The 16,631-nt window shown below is 70.9% G+C and carries 17 protein-coding genes; 3 read left to right on the top strand and 14 right to left on the bottom strand.

The features are described from left to right. Positions 1–975, bottom strand: a complete 975-nt coding sequence (locus LX12_RS15195; RefSeq protein ID WP_253655415.1) for an ABC transporter permease — start codon at positions 973–975, stop codon at positions 1–3. A 186-nt stretch (positions 976–1,161) separates the two neighbouring features. Then, positions 1,162–1,608: an Hsp20/alpha crystallin family protein gene (locus LX12_RS15190; protein WP_253655414.1), complete on the bottom strand. Its 447-nt coding sequence runs from the start codon at positions 1,606–1,608 to the stop codon at positions 1,162–1,164. A 290-nt stretch (positions 1,609–1,898) separates the two neighbouring features. Here LX12_RS15190 and LX12_RS15185 point away from each other — a divergent pair, with 290 nt between their 5' ends. Continuing rightward, positions 1,899–3,917 carry an acyl-CoA dehydrogenase family protein gene (locus LX12_RS15185; RefSeq protein WP_253655413.1) on the top strand — a complete coding sequence of 673 codons (2,019 nt, stop codon included), beginning with the start codon at positions 1,899–1,901 and terminating at the stop codon, positions 3,915–3,917. Here LX12_RS15185 and LX12_RS15180 read toward each other — a convergent pair. The 10 genes from LX12_RS15180 to LX12_RS15135 form a co-directional block, all read right to left on the bottom strand. Next, positions 3,895–4,155 (bottom strand): hypothetical protein, encoded by a 261-nt coding sequence (locus LX12_RS15180; RefSeq protein ID WP_253655412.1) that lies wholly within the window; start codon positions 4,153–4,155, stop codon positions 3,895–3,897. The two genes, LX12_RS15185 and LX12_RS15180, sit on opposite strands and share 23 nt — an antisense overlap. Beyond that, complete coding sequence (gene mce1N, locus LX12_RS15175) at positions 4,152–4,748, bottom strand: transport-regulating membrane protein Mce1N (RefSeq protein WP_253655411.1); 597 nt, start codon at positions 4,746–4,748, stop codon at positions 4,152–4,154. The genes LX12_RS15180 and mce1N overlap by 4 nt, the downstream gene beginning before the upstream one ends. Then, entirely contained in the window at positions 4,741–5,133 is a 393-nt protein-coding gene (locus tag LX12_RS15170; protein ID WP_253655410.1) for a hypothetical protein, read from the bottom strand. The genes mce1N and LX12_RS15170 overlap by 8 nt, the downstream gene beginning before the upstream one ends. Before the next feature lie 5 nt (positions 5,134–5,138). Then, positions 5,139–6,044 carry a DUF4231 domain-containing protein gene (locus LX12_RS15165; protein ID WP_253655409.1) on the bottom strand — a complete coding sequence of 302 codons (906 nt, stop codon included), beginning with the start codon at positions 6,042–6,044 and terminating at the stop codon, positions 5,139–5,141. A 22-nt stretch (positions 6,045–6,066) separates the two neighbouring features. Beyond that, a complete protein-coding gene (hemB, locus tag LX12_RS15160; protein ID WP_253655550.1) occupies positions 6,067–7,044 on the bottom strand; it encodes a porphobilinogen synthase in 978 nt (325 codons plus the stop codon). Positions 7,045–7,064: 20 nt separating this feature from the next. Next, positions 7,065–8,648, bottom strand: coding sequence for a bifunctional uroporphyrinogen-III C-methyltransferase/uroporphyrinogen-III synthase (locus LX12_RS15155; RefSeq protein WP_253655408.1), 1,584 nt, complete (start codon positions 8,646–8,648; stop codon positions 7,065–7,067). 45 nt (positions 8,649–8,693) lie between these two features. Then, a complete protein-coding gene (gene hemC / locus LX12_RS15150; protein WP_253655407.1) occupies positions 8,694–9,629 on the bottom strand; it encodes a hydroxymethylbilane synthase in 936 nt (311 codons plus the stop codon). Beyond that, on the bottom strand, positions 9,626–10,990 hold the full coding sequence (locus LX12_RS15145) for a glutamyl-tRNA reductase (RefSeq protein WP_253655406.1): 1,365 nt from the start codon (positions 10,988–10,990) through the stop codon (positions 9,626–9,628). The genes hemC and LX12_RS15145 overlap by 4 nt, the downstream gene beginning before the upstream one ends. Then, complete coding sequence (locus LX12_RS15140; protein WP_253655405.1) at positions 10,987–11,727, bottom strand: redox-sensing transcriptional repressor Rex; 741 nt, start codon at positions 11,725–11,727, stop codon at positions 10,987–10,989. Before LX12_RS15140 ends, LX12_RS15145 begins: the two co-directional genes overlap by 4 nt. A 97-nt stretch (positions 11,728–11,824) precedes the next feature. Beyond that, complete coding sequence (locus LX12_RS15135; protein WP_253655404.1) at positions 11,825–12,073, bottom strand: glutaredoxin family protein; 249 nt, start codon at positions 12,071–12,073, stop codon at positions 11,825–11,827. Between LX12_RS15135 and LX12_RS15130 the strand changes: the two genes are divergently transcribed. Then, positions 12,017–13,225: an HAD family hydrolase gene (locus tag LX12_RS15130; RefSeq protein ID WP_372505055.1), complete on the top strand. Its 1,209-nt coding sequence runs from the start codon at positions 12,017–12,019 to the stop codon at positions 13,223–13,225. The genes LX12_RS15135 and LX12_RS15130 overlap by 57 nt on opposite strands. A 147-nt stretch (positions 13,226–13,372) precedes the next feature. Next, positions 13,373–14,197, top strand: a complete 825-nt coding sequence (locus tag LX12_RS15125; RefSeq protein ID WP_253655402.1) for a DUF559 domain-containing protein — start codon at positions 13,373–13,375, stop codon at positions 14,195–14,197. 77 nt (positions 14,198–14,274) lie between these two features. On the opposite strand, the gene LX12_RS15120 is transcribed toward LX12_RS15125, so the two are convergent. Together LX12_RS15120 and LX12_RS15115 are read right to left on the bottom strand one after the other, a co-directional pair. Beyond that, the gene (locus tag LX12_RS15120) at positions 14,275–15,438 is read right to left on the bottom strand and encodes a lysophospholipid acyltransferase family protein (protein WP_372505038.1); all 1,164 of its coding nucleotides are present in this window, start codon (positions 15,436–15,438) and stop codon (positions 14,275–14,277) included. A gap of 109 nt (positions 15,439–15,547) precedes the next feature. After that, entirely contained in the window at positions 15,548–16,597 is a 1,050-nt protein-coding gene (locus LX12_RS15115) for an NAD-dependent epimerase/dehydratase family protein (RefSeq protein WP_253655400.1), read from the bottom strand. Positions 16,598–16,631 lie beyond the last annotated feature (34 nt).

Below are 16,631 nucleotides of genomic sequence, written 5' to 3'. Positions count from 1 at the left end.
TCACACTCGCACCCGCGGATCGAGTGCGGCGGTGAGGATGTCGGTCAGCATCCCGGAGATCAGCACCGCGAGCGCGGAGAACAACGACACCGCCATGGTGATGTTGATGTCCTGGCTCGTGATGCCGTAGACGAGCCAGTCGCCCATCCCGTACCACCCGAAGACGCGCTCGGTGAACGTCGCACCGGTGATGACCGCGCCCATACCGAACGCGAACAGCGTCGCCATCGGGATGAGGGCCGTGCGGAAGCCGTGCCGGAAGACCGCGCGGCCCTTCGTGAGTCCCTTCCCGCGTGCGGTCCGGATGTAGTCGGACCCGAGCTCGTCGAGCATGGATCCGCGCATGTAGCGGCTGTAGCTCCCGAGGGTGAAGAGGATCAGGACGAGCGTCGGGACGACGAGGTGCTGCGCTCGGTCGACGAGGTCGGGCCACAGACCGGGCGCGACGGTCGTCGACGTCTCGCCGGTGTACTGGAAGACCGTCGAGCCGGTCGCCTCGTTGACCTGGACGGCCGCGTACTTCAGGACGGGCGCCAGGACCAACACCGGGACGCTCAGCAGCACGAATGTCGCAATGGTGGCGATGTGGTCGAAGAGCTTGTACTGCCGGACGGCGCTGTAGGCACCGATGAGCGTGCCGATCACCGCGCCGAGGACGGTGCCGAGCACGACTAGTCGCAGGGAGACGAGGATCCGTCGCCACAGTTCGTCGTTGACCGAGCCCGCGGCGACGGTCTCGCCGAAATCGCCCGTCAGCAGGTCGCGCAGCCACGCGAAGTAGCGGACGACGGGGTTGTCGCCGAGGTGCAGGGCGGCGCGCTTCGCCGCGATGACCTCCGGGGCCGGTGGTGGGTTGCGGCCGAGCAGGTTGGCCAGCGGATCGAAGGTCAGCGACGCGAGGACGTAGGTCAGGAACGTGGCGACGAACAACAGGACGAGGTAGTTGAGAAACCTCCGCGCGAGATACCCCGCCACACGTCACCCTTCGCCGAACGAACGAACCCGGGACATTCTGCACACGAAGTGTTTCCCCCGCGTTTCCTTTCGACGAGAAAGGTCATGCGCTGCACGTCGCGGCCCGCAGACACGACGACGCCCGCGGACCGGATGGGTCCGCGGGCGTGGTGTCACCGCGTCACACGACCACCTCCACGCGAGGGGTCAGGAGGCCGACTCGGCCTCGATGGAGCGCGGGGTGTCGCTGTGGGCGACCTCGATCTTGCGCGGCTTCGCGCGCTCGGCCACCGGGATCGTCACCGTCAGCACACCGTTCTCGTACGACGCGGTGATGCCCGCGGCGTCGATGTTGTCGCCCAGGCTGAGCTGGCGGCGGTAGGTGCCGAAGAACCGCTCACCCGACAGCCACTGCACCGAGTCGTCGGAGCGCGCGGTCCGCTGCGCGGAGAGCGTCAGCGTCCCGTTGTCCACGTCGACGTCGATCGAGCCCGGGTCCACGCCGGGCAGATCGGCGGTGAGCAGGTAGTGGTCGTCGACCTTGCACAGGTCCATCGGCATGAACCGCGGCACGCGCGGGGAGCCGGCCTGGGAGCCGTTCAGCAGTCCACGGGTGAGGGTGTCCAGTTCCGTGAAGGGATCGAAGCGCAGCATCGCCACAACACCTCCTGTGTCCAGTTCGTGACATCCGGCCCCGCCCCTGCCGGGCCGGTCGCTGTTGCGCCACCCAATTTAGCACTCGGCATAGACGAGTGCCAGACCTTCGGTCGGCTGATTTTCGACCGAGTCCTGCACCGCGACAGCATCTTCGGGGCGTGCCCAAGGCATCGACCGCGGTGTCCGTTATCGGGCTGTTATCCGCCGGCGTGACCGGTGAGCATTTGCTCGGCAACTGTGACCAACGATGCCGTCCCCCGCGCGCCGCCCACGCCTACCGTGGGGTCATGACCGTCGCACCTGCACCCGAGAACCCGTCCGCGGCCTCCGCGGCAGTCGCTTCGACGACCGACGACGCCGAGTCCGATCGGAAGATGCTCGTCGACAACCTCAAGTACGTCCTCGACGGCCGCTGGCGCGGGCTGCGCGAGTACGCGCGGCAGCACATGGATCGCGCCGACCTCCTGCCCGACCCGACGCTGACGATGGACGAGGCGCGCGACGCCACCTTCGCCAAGATGCAGGAGCTGGCGAAGCTCGACTTCGCCGCCTACGGCTTCCGCGAGGAGCACGGCGGCACCGGCGACGTGGGCGCCTCGGTGACCGCCATCGAGATGCTCGGCTACGCCGACCTGTCGTTGATGGTGAAGGCGGGCGTGCAGTGGGGCCTGTTCGGCGGCGCCATCGAGAACCTCGGCACCAAGCGTCACCACGACAAGTACGTCACGCCGCTCATCGATCTCGACCTCCTCGGCTGCTTCGCGATGACCGAGAAGGGCCACGGCTCGAACGTCCAGGCGCTGGAGACCATCGCGACCTACGACAAGGACTCCGACGAGTTCGTCGTCCACTCGTCGACGCCGTCGGCGACCAAGGACTACATCGGCGGCGCGGCCAAGCACGCGCGGATCGCGACCGTCTTCGCACAGTTGGTCACGGCGGGTCCGGGCGAGAAGCCCGAGAGCCGCGGCGTGCACTGTTTCGTCGTGCCCATCCGCGACGAGGAGGGCAACGCGCTGCCGGGCGTCACCATCGGTGACGACGGCCCCAAGGGTGGTCTCGCCGGCGTCGACAACGGCAACCTGCGCTTCGACCACGTGCGCATCCCGCGCGAGAACCTGCTCAACAAGTACGCCGACGTCGAGCCCGACGGCACGTACACCTCACCCATCGAGAGCGACAACCGCCGCTTCTTCACGATGCTCGGCACGCTGATCCGTGGGCGCGCGAGCGTCGGCGCCACCGCGGGCGCCGCCGGGCGCAAGGCGCTGGCCATCGCGGTCAACTACGGCACGCAGCGCCGCCAGTTCGACGCGCCGTCGGGCGACGACGAGATCCCCGTGCTCGACTACCGCGCGCACCAGCGCAAGCTGCTGCCGCTCGTCGCGAAGTCCTACGCACTGCAGTTCGCGATCAACGAGATGATCGAGGAGCTGCACGAGGTGCAGTCGGCGAACCCGGAGAACACCGAGGGCGACGACTCGATGGCCGGTCGTCAGCGTCAGCTGGAGAGCACCGCTGCAGGCCTCAAGGCGGCCACCACCTGGCATGCGTCGCACACCATCAACGTGTGTCGCGAGGCGTGCGGTGGTGCCGGATACCTGTCGGAGAACCAGCTGCCGATCATGCGCGGCGACATCGACGTGTTCACCACGTTCGAGGGTGACAACACCGTGCTCACGCAGCTCGTCGCCAAGGAACTCCTCTCGGCCTACGCCGAGGAGGTCCAGGGATACGACACCCGCGGGTGGGCACGGTTCATCGCCGGGATGGCGCGCGACGTGTTCCTCGAGAAGTCGGCCGCCCGTCAGGTCGTGCAGACGCTGATGGACTCCTCCGACGAGGACCCCGAGCAGTCGGACCTGACCAACCGCGGCACGCAGATCCGTCTGTTCCGCAACCGTGAGGACCACCTGCTGCGCACGGCCGCGAACCGCATGCGCCGCGCACTGTCCGACGACGCCGATGAGTTCGAGGTCTTCAACGACGCGCAGGACCACATCCTCAAGGTGGGGCAGGCGCACATCGAGCGCGTCGTGCTGGAGGCCTTCATCTCGGCGATCGACTCGTGCGACTCGAAGTCCGCCAAGGACCTGCTGTGGAAGGTCTGCGACCTGTACGTCTACTCGACCATCGAGTCGGACATCGGCTGGTTCCTCATGCACCGCCACATCTCGGTGGAGCGCGCGAAGGCGATCCGCCGGGGCATCAACGAGCTGTGCGCGCAGCTGCGGCCGCACGCCCAGACGCTCGTCGACGCGTTCGGCGTGCCGCCGGCCCTGCTCACCGTCGCGATGCAGCCCTGATCGCCGACGCACACCACGCGAGGGCGGCGACGGCAGCCACGGCGCACACCGTCGCCGCCCCGACGCGGTCACCCCGCACCTCGGTGAGGCTGTAGGCGCCCGCCACCGTGCGACCGTCGAGTTGCAACGGCGGGTAGGCCGCCGTCTGCACCGACGTGACCGACAGCCAGACCGTGGCCGCGACCAGCAGCAGTCCGACCACCAGCGTGACCCCGACGAGCAGCCGCTGTCGGGTCACGCCTCGTCCTGCTTTTTCCGCGGTCCCAGACCCATCTGCACCGCCATGTGCGCCTCGGTGAGTTCCTGACGGAACCGCTGGTGGTCACGGGCCCATGCCTGCGCGAGCGACCCCGACGTCAGCGTCAGTCCGACGCCCTTCCGGCGCCGCGGCACCCCTGACAGCTCGCCGAGCGCCGGGGCACTCTCCCACTTCCTGGCGTCGCCCCCGGGGTTCTCGGGGTGGATGGTCGCGATGTCCGACAGCGGGATGGTCCGGACGCCCTGGCGCAGCGTCGTCTCGGTGAGTTCGACGCTCACGTGTTGACGCGCGGCGTAGACCTGCAGCGCGGAGAAGCCGGTCAGGATCACGAAGAAGATGGACAGCACCGGCCAGTGGATCCGACCGGGCCCGCTGGCCTCGACCGCGACGACGGCCGCGACGAGGACCGGTCCGATGAGCACCACCCACCAGCTGCCGCCCGACTCGCGGAACAGCACCTCGCCGCGCTCCTCGGGCGGGGGGAGATCGGCCTCGGGGTGCGCCGGGAGATCCTCCGCCCCGGAGGTCGGGTCGCCCTCGTCCGGCTCGGCGGCGTCGGGCTGCTCAGCCACGCTCGAACCAGGGTTCGGCGGCCGGCCGGTACGCGAGCATCGACCCCACCAGGCCGACGAGACCGCACAGCAGCACGAAGGGGATGCCCAGCAGCACCGCGAGCAGCATGCCGAGAACGGTCACCACGAGCGTCAGCACCGCCACCGACGACCGCCAGCGCGGGTCACCGGCGCCCGCGCGACGGCGCAGGACGAGGGTCACCGCGCCGGCGATCACGCAGACCACCGCCAGCCCGATCGGGAACGCGCTGCCGGCGGCGATCCCGACGACCAGTGAGTACACCGCGGTCACGAGCAACAACACACCAGATGCCATCCACAGGCGCATCGCCCACAGCGCCTGCTTGGGCGTCGAGGGGTCCGCGGGCAGCTTCTTGTCGGTCACGGCGGTCATTCTCCCCGGTCGTCGCGGCCCGAGGTGTCGGGGCGGTCACCGGCGACGTCGTCGGGTCGGCCGGGGCGGCGTTCGCGCACGTTCTCGCCCCGCGCGGGTTCCCATCCGCCGGACTGTGCGTCCCCGTCGGACCGACGCTCGGGATACGACGGGTACAGCGGCGGGGGTGCGCCATACGACCCCGGCGCGGTGGGTGGCGGGGTGTACCGCGGAGGTCCCTGCGGGTCATGGGCGTGCGGGTCGTACCGGGCCGACGGGTCGAGGCCGGGCTGCATCGGGGGTCGGTACGACTGCTGCGGCGGCTGATACGGCTGCTGCGGTGCCTGGTAGGGCTGCTGCGGATACGGCGGCTGCCCGACCGAGGGCGGGCCTCCCCCGGCGCCGCCCTTACGGAAGGCGGCCATCGCGCGGCAGAAGGTCTCGACGTCACGCTGCATCAGCAGCCAGGCCGCACCGAGCGCCGCGACGCCGCTGAGCACCGCGGGGATCGTCGTCCAGGACGCGGCACCGTCGCCGAACAGCCCGAGAACCGTCTGCACGACGATGAACGCGCTGAAGAAGATGAGCACCATCCGGGCCCAGTTGTGGCCGGTACGGGCCAGCCACACGACGAGCAACGACAGCACCGACAGCAGGACGCCCACGGCGACATAGACGCCCACCACCGTCCCGGTGGAGGTCAACGTGCGGATCTCCTCGGCCGACGCCCCGGACGAGGCGTTGCGCGCGGCCTCCCGGACCGAGTCCGACGCCGTCGGGTACTGGCCGGCGTAGGCCACGGCCTGACCGAGGACGACGACCAGCCACAACTCGGTGGCGATCGCCAGTTGCGACGGGAGGGTCGGCTTCGCGCCGGGTTCCGGCGCGGACCCGCCCGGCGGTGGGCTCAACCGGTCTGACATGGCCGCCAGGGTAGTCGTGCGCTCAGAGCAGCCGGGTCGCGAGTTCCGTCGCCCAGTAGGTGAGGACGATCGACGCACCCGCGCGGCGGATGGAGGTCACCGACTCGACGATCGCGGCATCGCGGTCGATCCAGCCGCGCTCGGCGGCGGCGGTGATCATCGCGTACTCCCCCGAGATCTGATACGCCGCGACCGGCACGTCGACGACGTTCGCGACGTCGCGGACGATGTCGAGGTAGCTCATCGCCGGCTTCACCATGACGATGTCGGCGCCCTCGGCGAGGTCGAGGTCCAGCTCGCGCATCGCCTCGCCCCGGTTCGCGGTGTCCTGCTGGTAGGTACGCCTGTCCCCTTGGAGGGTGCTCGCGACGGCCTCGCGGAACGGCCCGTAGAAGGCCGACGCGTACTTCGCGGTGTAGGCGAGGATGCCGGTGTCGAGGAAGCCGGCGTCGTCGAGTCCGGCACGGATCGCGCCGACCTGGCCGTCCATCATCCCGCTCGGACCGAGCAGATGCGCGCCTGCCTCCGCCTGCGCGACGGCCATCCAGACGTACCGCTCGACGGAGGCGTCGTTGTCGACGCGACCGCGGTCGTCGAGGACACCGCAGTGCCCGTGATCGGTGAACTCGTCGAGGCAGGTGTCGGCCATGAGGACCGTCGCGTCACCGAGGTCGTTCCGGAGCGCACGCAGGGCGCGGTTGAGGATGCCGTCGGGGTCGTCGGCGCCGGAGCCGACGCCGTCCTTGTCCTCGGCCTTCGGGACGCCGAACAGCATCAGACCGCCGACACCGGCTGCGACGGCCTCGTCGGCGGCGGCGCGCAGCGAGTCGATCGTGTGCTGGACGACGCCGGGCATCGACGAGATCGGCTGCGGCGCATCGATGCCGTCGGCGACGAACACCGGCAGCACGAGATGTCGCGGCTCGACCGACGTCTCGGCGACCAGCCGACGCATCGCCGACGAGGTGCGCAGCCGACGGGGCCGGATGTCAGGACGGATCGGGCTGTCCGACACCGGGATCAGGACGACCGGGAGGTGCGGCGGGCCTTCTTCCGCGGCGGGGGCAGGGCGCCCTCGGCGCGCAGACGCGCGGCGTGCTCGGCGAGCGCGTCGACGAGGTCGGGCACCGACGCCGTCTCCGGCTGCACGTCGACCCGGAGGCCGAACTCGGTCGCCGTCTCTGCGGTCTTGGGCCCGATGCACGCGACGATGGTGCGCGCGTGGGGCTTGCCCGCGATGCCGACAAGGTTTCGGACCGTCGAGCTCGAGGTGAAGCAGACCGCGTCGAACCCGCCGGTCTTGATCATCTCGCGCGTCGTCGCCGGCGGCGGTGCCGCGCGGACGGTGCGGTAGGCGGTCACGTCGTCGATCTCCCAGCCGCGATCGCGCAGGCCCTCGGAGAGGGTCTCGGTGGCGATGTCGGCGCGCGGCAGCAGGATCCGGTTCACCGGGTCGAAGACGTCGTCGTAAGGCGGGAAGTCGTCCAGCAGACCCAGCGACGACTGCTCGCCGGACGGGATCAGCTCGGGCTCGATGCCGAACGTGCGCACCTTGGCCGCGGTCGCCTCACCGACACAGGCGATCTTGACGCCGCTGAACGCGCGGGCGTCGAGACCGAACTCGGCGAACTTGTCCCACACCGCGCGCACGGCGTTGGTCGAGGTGAAGACGACCCACTGGTAGCGGCCGTCGACGAGGCCCTTCACCGCGCGCTCCATCTGCGCGGGGCTGCGCGGCGGCTCGACGGCGATGGTCGGGACCTCCATCGGGACCGCGCCGTGGGTCACGAGACGATCGCTCATCTCGCCGGCCTGGTCCTTGGTACGCGGCACCAGGACGGTCCAGCCGTAGAGCGCCCGCGACTCCCACCAGTTGAGCTTGCCGCGCTGGCTCACCACCTTGCCGACGGTGACGATCAGCGGACCCTGCAGGCCGGCGGCCGAGTCGTTGAGGGTGGCCAGCGTGGCCTCGACGGTGCGCTGCTGGCACGTCGTGCCGTTGACCGTCACCGCGACCGGGGTCTGCGCAGCCAGGCCGTGTTCGGTCAGCGCGCTCGCGGCCTCGGCGAGGTGTGCGGCGGTCGCGTGCAGCACCAGCGGTCCGGGGGCGGCGGCCAGGGCGGCCCAGTCGACCTCGCCGCGGACGTCGGCCTCGGTGTGGCCGGAGCCCAGCGGCATGCCGGCGTAGCTCGGGACCGCGGCGGCGGCGGGCAGACCGGGGATGACCTCGAACGGCACCGACGTCCGAGCGATCGCGGAGACCTCGGTGAGGACGGAGTCGGTGGTCAGCGGGTCGCCCGCGACGAGCCGGACGACGTCGTCGCCGGCCTTCGCCGCGGCGAGCAGGGTCTTGGCGACCTCACTCGGATCACCCAGCGCGGGACGCACACGGGCGGTGTCGTCGCCGTCGGTCTCGGTCGGCTCGACGACGGGGGCGTCGGCGCCGACCAGCTCGAGCACGCCCGCGGGGACGTCGGGGTCGACGAAGACGGTGGTCGCGCCGGCGAGCGCGTCACGCGCGCGGACGGTGAGCAGAGCGGGGTTCCCGGGGCCCGACCCGACGAACAGGATCCGACCGGGGCTTGCCTTCTTCGTGCGGCTCATGCGGTGCACTCTCCTGACCCCTCCTGGGGTCGTCCGAGGTGGCTGCTAGTCGCGCATGACCTCAGCGGCCCCACGCTCCAGCAGTTCTGCGGCGAGTTCCCGACCGAGTTCGACCGCGCGTGCGACCGGTCCGACCACGGAGGCGCGGATCTCGTCGGATCCGTCCAGCGCGGCCACACCCGCCCGCAGCGACAGCTCGTCGACGACGCGCCCGTCGTCGTCGAGCGACTCCACCACCTCCGCGATCGCGCCGACCGGCGCGGTGCACCCGGCCTCGAGGGCCGCCAGCACCGACCGTTCCGCGTCGACCGTGGCCCGGGATGGGGCGTCGTCGAGCTCGGCGAGAATGCTCACCAGTTCGGCATCGTCGGAGCGGCACTCCACCGCGAGTGCGCCCTGTGCGGGCGCCGGGAGCAGCACGACCGGGTCGAATGCCTCGGTCACCTCGTCTTCGCGACCGATGCGGACCAACCCGGCTCGGGCCACCACCACTGCGTCGAGTTCGCCGCCGGCGACTTTGCCCAACCGAGTGTCCAGGTTGCCTCGTAGGGGGCGGATTTCCAAACCCAGACCCAGTGCGTTAAGCTGCGCGACCCTCCGCGGCGCCGACGTCCCGACCGTCGAGCCGGGAGGCAGCTCGCCGAGCACCCGTCCACCCGCGGCGACCAGCGCGTCCCGCGAGTCCGCCCGCGGCGGCACGGCCGCGATGGTCAGACCCTCCTCGGGCGCGGTCGGGAGGTCCTTGTAGCTGTGCACGGCGACGTCGATCTCGCCGTTGTGCAGGGCGGCCCGGATCGCCGTGGTGAAGACACCGACGCCGATCTTCTCCACCGGCTCGGCCGAGAGGTCGCCGGCCGTCGTGATGACGACGAGCTCCGCGTCGTGCCCGGCCTCGATCAGCGCGTCCCGGACGTCCCCGGACTGCGTGCGCGCCAGCAGCGACCCGCGTGTGCCGATCCGGATGGTCCCCCGACCCGTCACCGGGCTCCCCGCGCGGCGGGTGCGTCGTCGACGGCGAGTCCCGTCTCGGGAGCCGAGACCGACTCGGCCGCACCGGGGGTCAGCTCGAACAGCTCGCGCAGCGCCTCGGCGTAGTGATCGCCGTTCGGGGTCGACGCGAGCTGCTTCACGCGCACGGTCGGAGCGTGCAGGAGCTTGTCGACGACGCGGCGGACGGCCTTGGCGACCTCGTCGCGCTGCGGCTCGTCGAGCCCGGGCAGACGGGTCTCGAGGCGCAGGATCTCCGCCTCGACCATCTCCGCCGCGCGCTGCCGCAGGGCGGTGACCGTCGGGGTGACCTCGGCCTGACGCTGGTGGGCGAGGTAGTCGGCGAGTTCCCCGGCGACGATGTCGCGGGCCGCGGCGGCGTCGTCGGTGGCGGCCTGGGTGGCGGGCGTGCCGCGCAGGCTCTCGATGTCGACGACGTGGACGCCGGGGAGTCGGGCCGCGGCCGGGTCGACGTTGCGGGGCAGGCCGAGGTCGCAGATGACCAGCGGCGTCGACCGGGTGCGACGCGCGAGCGCGGAGTGGATCTCCCCCACGCTGACCACCGCGCCGACTGCACCGGTGCAGCTGACGAGCAGGTCGGCGTCGGCGACGGCGTCGGCGAGATCGGCCATGTCGACGGCGCGGGCGGCGACACCCTGGTGCGCCTGCACCGACTCGGCGAGGTGCTGCGCCTTCTCGGCCGTGCGGTTCACGACGGCGAGGTCGGTGACGCCCTCGCGGGCCAGGTGGGCCGCCGCCAGGCCACCCATCGCGCCGGCGCCGAGGACGACCGCCGTGTCGAGGGTGGTGCCGCCGTCGGCCGACAGAAGACCGCGCGCACGGTCGACGGCGACGGACACCACCGACGCGCCGGCGCGGTCGATGCCGGTCTCGCTGTGCACCCGCTTGCCGACGCGCAGCGCCTGCTGGGCGAGCTCGTGCAGGACGCGGCCAGCCGAGGAGTGCTCGTCGGCGCTGGCGTAGGCGGCCCGGATCTGCCCGAGGATCTGCTGCTCGCCGACGACGAGCGAGTCGAGGCCCGCGGCCACCGTGAACAGGTGCTCGACAGCGGCCTCGGAGTAGCGGACGTAGGCGTGGCGGGTCATCTCCGTGACGCTCATGCCCGAGTGCTCACCGAGGACGTCACCGACCGCCTCGAGTGCGGGGTGGAACGCGTCGACGACGGCGTACACCTCGACGCGGTTGCAGGTGGAGACCACCATCGCCTCGGAGATCTGCGGGACACGCAGCAGTCGGTCGACCAGCTTGGGCCGGTCACCGTCGGAGACGGCCAACCGCTCGAGCACCGGAACCGGTGCACTGCGGTGGGACACGCCGAACAGGAAGACGCTCACACGCTCACCTTCTCCCCGCAGTCGTCGCGGGAATCGATCCGGCCCCCGGGCGACGGCGGGTCGACCGCGTCGCGGGAGGCGTTGAACGAGAGCACCTGCAGCTCCAGCGCCAGGTCGACCGGGCGCACGTGCACGCTCGGCGGCGTGCGCAGCGTCACGGTGCTGACGTTGAGGATCTGGCGGATGCCGGCGTGGACGAACGCGTCGCAGGTCGACTGCGCGAGGGGGTCGGGCGTGGCGATCACGGCCACGTCCACCTCGCGTTCGGCGCACTGTCGCGCCAGATCCGACATCGGTGCCACGGTGATGTCAACGGCCTCCGACCGGAATCCCGTACCCACGACGGCCGGATCCGTGTCGAACATCGCAACCACGCGGAACCCGCGGCCGAAACCGGTGTGGGCGATCAGTGCGCGACCGAGCAGACCGGCCCCGGCGAGCGCGACGTTGTGCGTGTCCGACGTGCGCAGCGCGCGAGAGATGCGGGCGGTGAGGCGCGCGACGTCGTATCCGACGCCGCGGACGCCGTTGGCGCCGATGTGGGACAGGTCCTTGCGCAGGATCGCGGGGTTCACGCCGGCAGCGGTCGCGAGCTGACCGCTCGAGGTCACCACGACACCGTTCTCGCTCAGCGTGCGCAGCACGTGCAGGTAGGCGGCGAGCCGCGCGACGGACGCGGCCGGGATGTGCCCGCCGATGTCGGGATCGGGGGACGACGACTGCGGACCTCGCGTCATCGTCACCTCCGGCGTCGACCCGGACACACGGTGTGCCGGGTGAGGGCATTCGGCATCCGAGGGTATACCGCTTGTGAACGTGTTCACAAAGCGGCTCTCACCTGGACCGGAGGTCGGCGCGCAGTCGGGGTGCGTCGACCTCGCCGTAGCTGTGTTCGACGCCGTCGAGCAGGACCACGGGGAGTCGGTCGCCGAATTCCGCGCGCAGTTCCGGGTCGTCGGCGGCGGCCTCGTCGACGTCGACGACGGACAGGTCCGCCGCGAACTCCGCACACAGCGGTCGCAGGTCATCGAGGGCGCGTGCGCAGGCCGGACAGCCGGCGCGGGTGAGCAGGGTGACGGCCACGTCGACAATCCTCCCACCGCCCCGGGACGGCGCTCGGGGCGCGTCCGGCCCGACGACTACTCTGGGAGACCCGCACCAGCAGGAGGCGATCCGGTGAGCGACACGCCCGGCGAGAACGATCCGGAGCGGTCGTCGACACAGGGCCCCACGGCCCCCGACGACGACCGTGACGCCGGCGGAACCGTCAGCAACTGGGTGTCGTCGCGCGCTGTCCGTGCCGCACAGTCGGGACGCGTCGGCCGCTTCCGTCAGTCCGCTGCCGAACTGCGCCACTCTTTGGCCGGTGAGGCCAGCGCCCAGGCCGCGTACAACACCCTGCAGCGTCGGGGCCGCGCCGACGGCGACCACCTCGACGACGAGCCCGGCACCCCCACCGACGTCCCGCCCGACCTCACCGCCGCGGCCTTCTTCGACGTCGACAACACCCTGGTCCAGGGCGCGTCGATCGTGCACTTCGCCCGCGGTCTTGCCGCCCGTGACTACTTCTCCTACCGCGACATGGCCGAGTTCATCTGGGCCCAGGCCAAGTTCCGCATCACCGGTCGCGAGAACGCCGACGACGTCGCGTCGGGCCGGGAGAAGGCCCTGAGCTTCATCGCCGGTCGGTCGACCGAGGAACTCGTCCGCCTGGGCGAGGAGATCTTCGACGAGGTCATCGCGGACAAGATCTGGCCCGGCACACGGACTCTCGCGCAGATGCACCTCGACGCCGGCCAGCAGGTCTGGCTGGTCACCGCCACGCCCGTCGAGCTCGCGCAGACCATCGCGGACCGCCTCGGGCTCACCGGCGCGCTCGGGACCGTCGCGGAGAGCGTCGACGGGACGTTCACCGGGCGGCTCGTCGGCGACATCCTCCACGGCCTGGGCAAGGCGCACGCCGTCCGCAGCCTCGCCATCCGTGAGGGCCTGAACCTCAAGCGCTGCACCGCCTACTCCGACTCCCACAACGACGTCCCGATGTTGTCCCTCGTCGGCACCGCCGTCGCGATCAACCCCGACGCGGACCTCCGCGACGTCGCCCGCGTCCGCGGCTGGGAGATCCGCGACTACCGCACCGCCCGCAAGGCCGCCAAGATCGGCCTCCCCACAGCCGTCCTCCTCGGCGCCGCCGGCGGTGCCGGCGTCGCCGCCGCCCGGCGTCTGAGGGACTGAGAGTCGATACACCCTCGGCAGGTCCACAAACCGCACCTATGAGGGTCGGCGTGGGCACTGTGCACAGGTCGGCACACATCGGTGTCGATTGTGGACAGAGCCGCCTCCACCCGCGAATTCGTCCCTGCCCGGCCCGATGCTGTCGTCATGCGAGACACCGGGGTCGTGACGTGGGGTGAGTTGATCGCGCACGGCGAGACGCAGGCCAGCGTGCGTCGGGCGGTGGCGGACGAGACACTGGTCCGGCTCCGTCGTGGCTGGTACGCCCGGTCCGACGCGGACGCTCGTGTCGTCGAGGCAGTGAGACGCGGTGGCGTCCTCAGCTGCGTGTCCGCCCTTCGGTACCGCGGGATCTGGGTGCCCGGACGCTCCGACGACGTGCACGCGCGGGCGGGAACGAGCCGTGACCGCACCGGGCGGTTCTGTTCACAACACGGCAGACCCGAGTCGGTGACCGGACCCGTCGACGAGATCCCGATCGCCCTCCGGCACGCCGCACGCTGCTTGGACGCGGAGGGACTCGTCGTGGTGTGCGACTCGATCGTGAACCGCAAACACTTCACGCCCGACGACCTCGCATCGATCCTCGGCGACACCCCGGTGGCCGTGCGCGCACTGCTCGGCCGGTGCGACGGCTCGGCGCAGTCGGGGACGGAGTCGATGGTCCGACTCCGTCTGCGCGCGAGGAACATCCCGGTGCGGACCCAGGTGGTGATACCTCGGGTCGGGATCGTGGACATGGTCGTGGGCGACCGATTGATCATCGAGACCGACGGCGAGCGCTATCACTCCGGTCTCGAGAGGTACACGGAGGACCGACGCCGTGACCGTGAGGCCGCGCGGCTCGGGTACATCACGCTGCGGTTGACCTATGCCGATGTCGTCGAGCTGTGGGAGCGGACAGAGGAGATCATCCTCGAGATCGTTCGCCGACGTCGCCATCGCTGGCCGCGCCACAACCAACACAGATGAGCGTCACCGCGCGCACAGTGCACAGGACGACGGCCATCGGTGCGGGTTGTGGACGACCAGCCGGAACGCTCCCGGGATCAGCCGAAGTAGACCGAGCCGCGACGGCTGAGCATGCGGAAGAGGGTCTGCTGGATCTCCTCGCGCACGTGGTCGGTGAGGTCGAAGACGACCATGGGGTCGTCGGCGGCCTGCTCGTCGTAGCGGTTGGTCTCGATGGGCTTGCCGAAGTGGATGTGCCACTTGGCCGGCAGCGGGACCAGGCCGAGGGGGCCGAGCAACGGGAACGTCGGGGTGACCGGGAGGTAGGGCAGGCCCAGCATCCGGGCGATCGGCTTGAGGTCGCTGAGCATGGGGTAGATCTCCTCGGACCCGACGATGGAGACCGGCACGATCGGCACCGCGGTGCGCAGGGCGGTGGTGACGAACCCGCCCCGACCGAACCGCTGCAGCTTGTAGCGGTCGCGATAGAGCTTGCCGACGCCCTTGAACCCCTCGGGCCAGACGGCGGTCAACTCCCCCGACCGCAGCAGCCGCTCGGCGTCGGCGGTGCACGCCAGGGTCGACCCGGTGCGCCGCGAGAGGGCACCGATGAACGGCGACTCGAGGGCGAGGTCGGCCGCGAGCATCCGCAGGAACCGCTGCCGCGGGTGGTGGTCATGCACGGCCACTGACAGCATCAGCGCGTCGACGGGGATGGTGCCCGCGTGGTTGGCGACCAGCAGCGCGCCGCCCTCGGTGGGCAGGTTCTCCACACCGGTGACCTCGACGCGGAACCACTTGTCGAAGAGGACCCGCATCGCGGGCAGGAAGACGTTCTCGGTGAAGTGCCGGTCGAAGCCGAAGTCGTCGATCTCGTAGTCGCCGGTCAGCCGCTCACGCAGGTACCCCGCCCCCGACACCACCGACTCGGCGACGGCGGATCGGATACCGCCGAGGCTGAACAGCGGACTGCCGGTGCGCTGGACGGGCAGACCCGACTCGTCGATGCGCGGCACCACGTCCGCGCTGATCGGGTGGACGTCCGCGTCGTCGAAGCCGTCGGTGTCGGGGTGACCGAGCCCCTCGTTCCGCCGGGGCACCGGTCGCGGTGCCATCCGTCGCGTGGGGGCCGGACCCGACCGCTGCTGGGAGGGATGCCGACGACGACCGGCGTCGGTGGGCGACGCCGGGGGTGACGCGTACAGCTGGATCACCTTCGCGGTGCGAGAGTCCGGTGCGTTGTTGCCTTTTGCCACCGTCACACCCCTGCCGACACCATCGTCCCCCGCTCGCCATCCGCCCCCGAACACGTGCGCTGCCAGTGTAGAAGGTGTCGACGACTCGCGCTGAACCACGCGCGTATTACGGCGTTCAGGCGAGGGTCCGCGCGGTGTCGACGATGCGCTGTTCCAGGCGATGCCACGCCGCGGAGGAGATGACGGGCTCGAGGGGCTTGCGCGCGATGAAGTCGTCGAGGGTCTCCAGGCTGGTGCGTCGCGGCGCGAACCCCAGCTCGGCACGCATGCGGGTGGTGTCCAGCACTCGGCCGTACGTAAGGTAGTCGGCCTGGTCGCCGTGCAGGGTGTTGATGCCCATGTTCCGGAACACGCCGGCCACGGTGCCCATCAGGCCCGCGGGGACCGGCAACTCGATGCGTCCCGCCCGACGGATCGCCTGGGCCAGGGTCACCACGCCGTCGGCCGCGAGGTTGAACGTCCCGGGGCGGCCGAGCAACGTCGCGTGCTCGATCGCCGCGAGTGCGTCCTCCTCGTGCAGGAACTGCAGGCGCGGCTGGTACCCGATGACGACGGGGATGATCGGCGACGAGAAGTAGTTGCTCATCCGCGTGGAGATCTGGGGGCCGAGGATCGCGGTCGGCCGCAGGATCGTCACCGCGATGTCCTGGCGACGCCGCGACAGTCCGCGGGCGTAGGACTCGACGTCGAGCAGGTCCCGGGCGAAACCGGTGGTCGGCTCGTCGACGGCGCGGGTCTGCTCGGAGAAGTGCGCGGGGTCGGAGGCGCTGGCGCCGTAGACCATGCCCGACGACCGCACGATCACCCGCTTCACCGACGGGGCGCGCTGACAGGCGGCGCACACCTGCATCGCGCCGATGACGGTGAGTTCCTTGATGGCCGGGGTGTGCCCGACGGTGTCCATCACCGACGTCGCCGCGTGGACGACGGTGTCGACGCCGGCGGAGTCGATGATGCGACCGATGGTGGGTCGTCGGATGTCGGCGCGGACGAACTCGGCGCGGCCCATCCGTCGCAGCATGTCCTTGCTGGGCACCCGGGAGTCGACGGTGATGACCCGGTCGATCGCCGGGTTCTGCGCGAGGCGGGTCGTGAGATAGCCGCCGAGGAAGGTCGAGGCGCCGGTGACCAGCACCACCGAGGGCGGGGCGGGGGCGTCACTCATGGCGCCACACTAGCCGCAACGCACTCCGACCCGC

The sequence above is a fragment of the Williamsia serinedens genome, assembly GCF_024171725.1.
Lineage (GTDB): Bacteria > Actinomycetota > Actinomycetes > Mycobacteriales > Mycobacteriaceae > Williamsia_A > Williamsia_A serinedens.
Note: the sequence above shows the minus strand (reverse complement) of the source record. Positions and strands in the feature narration are given on the sequence as shown.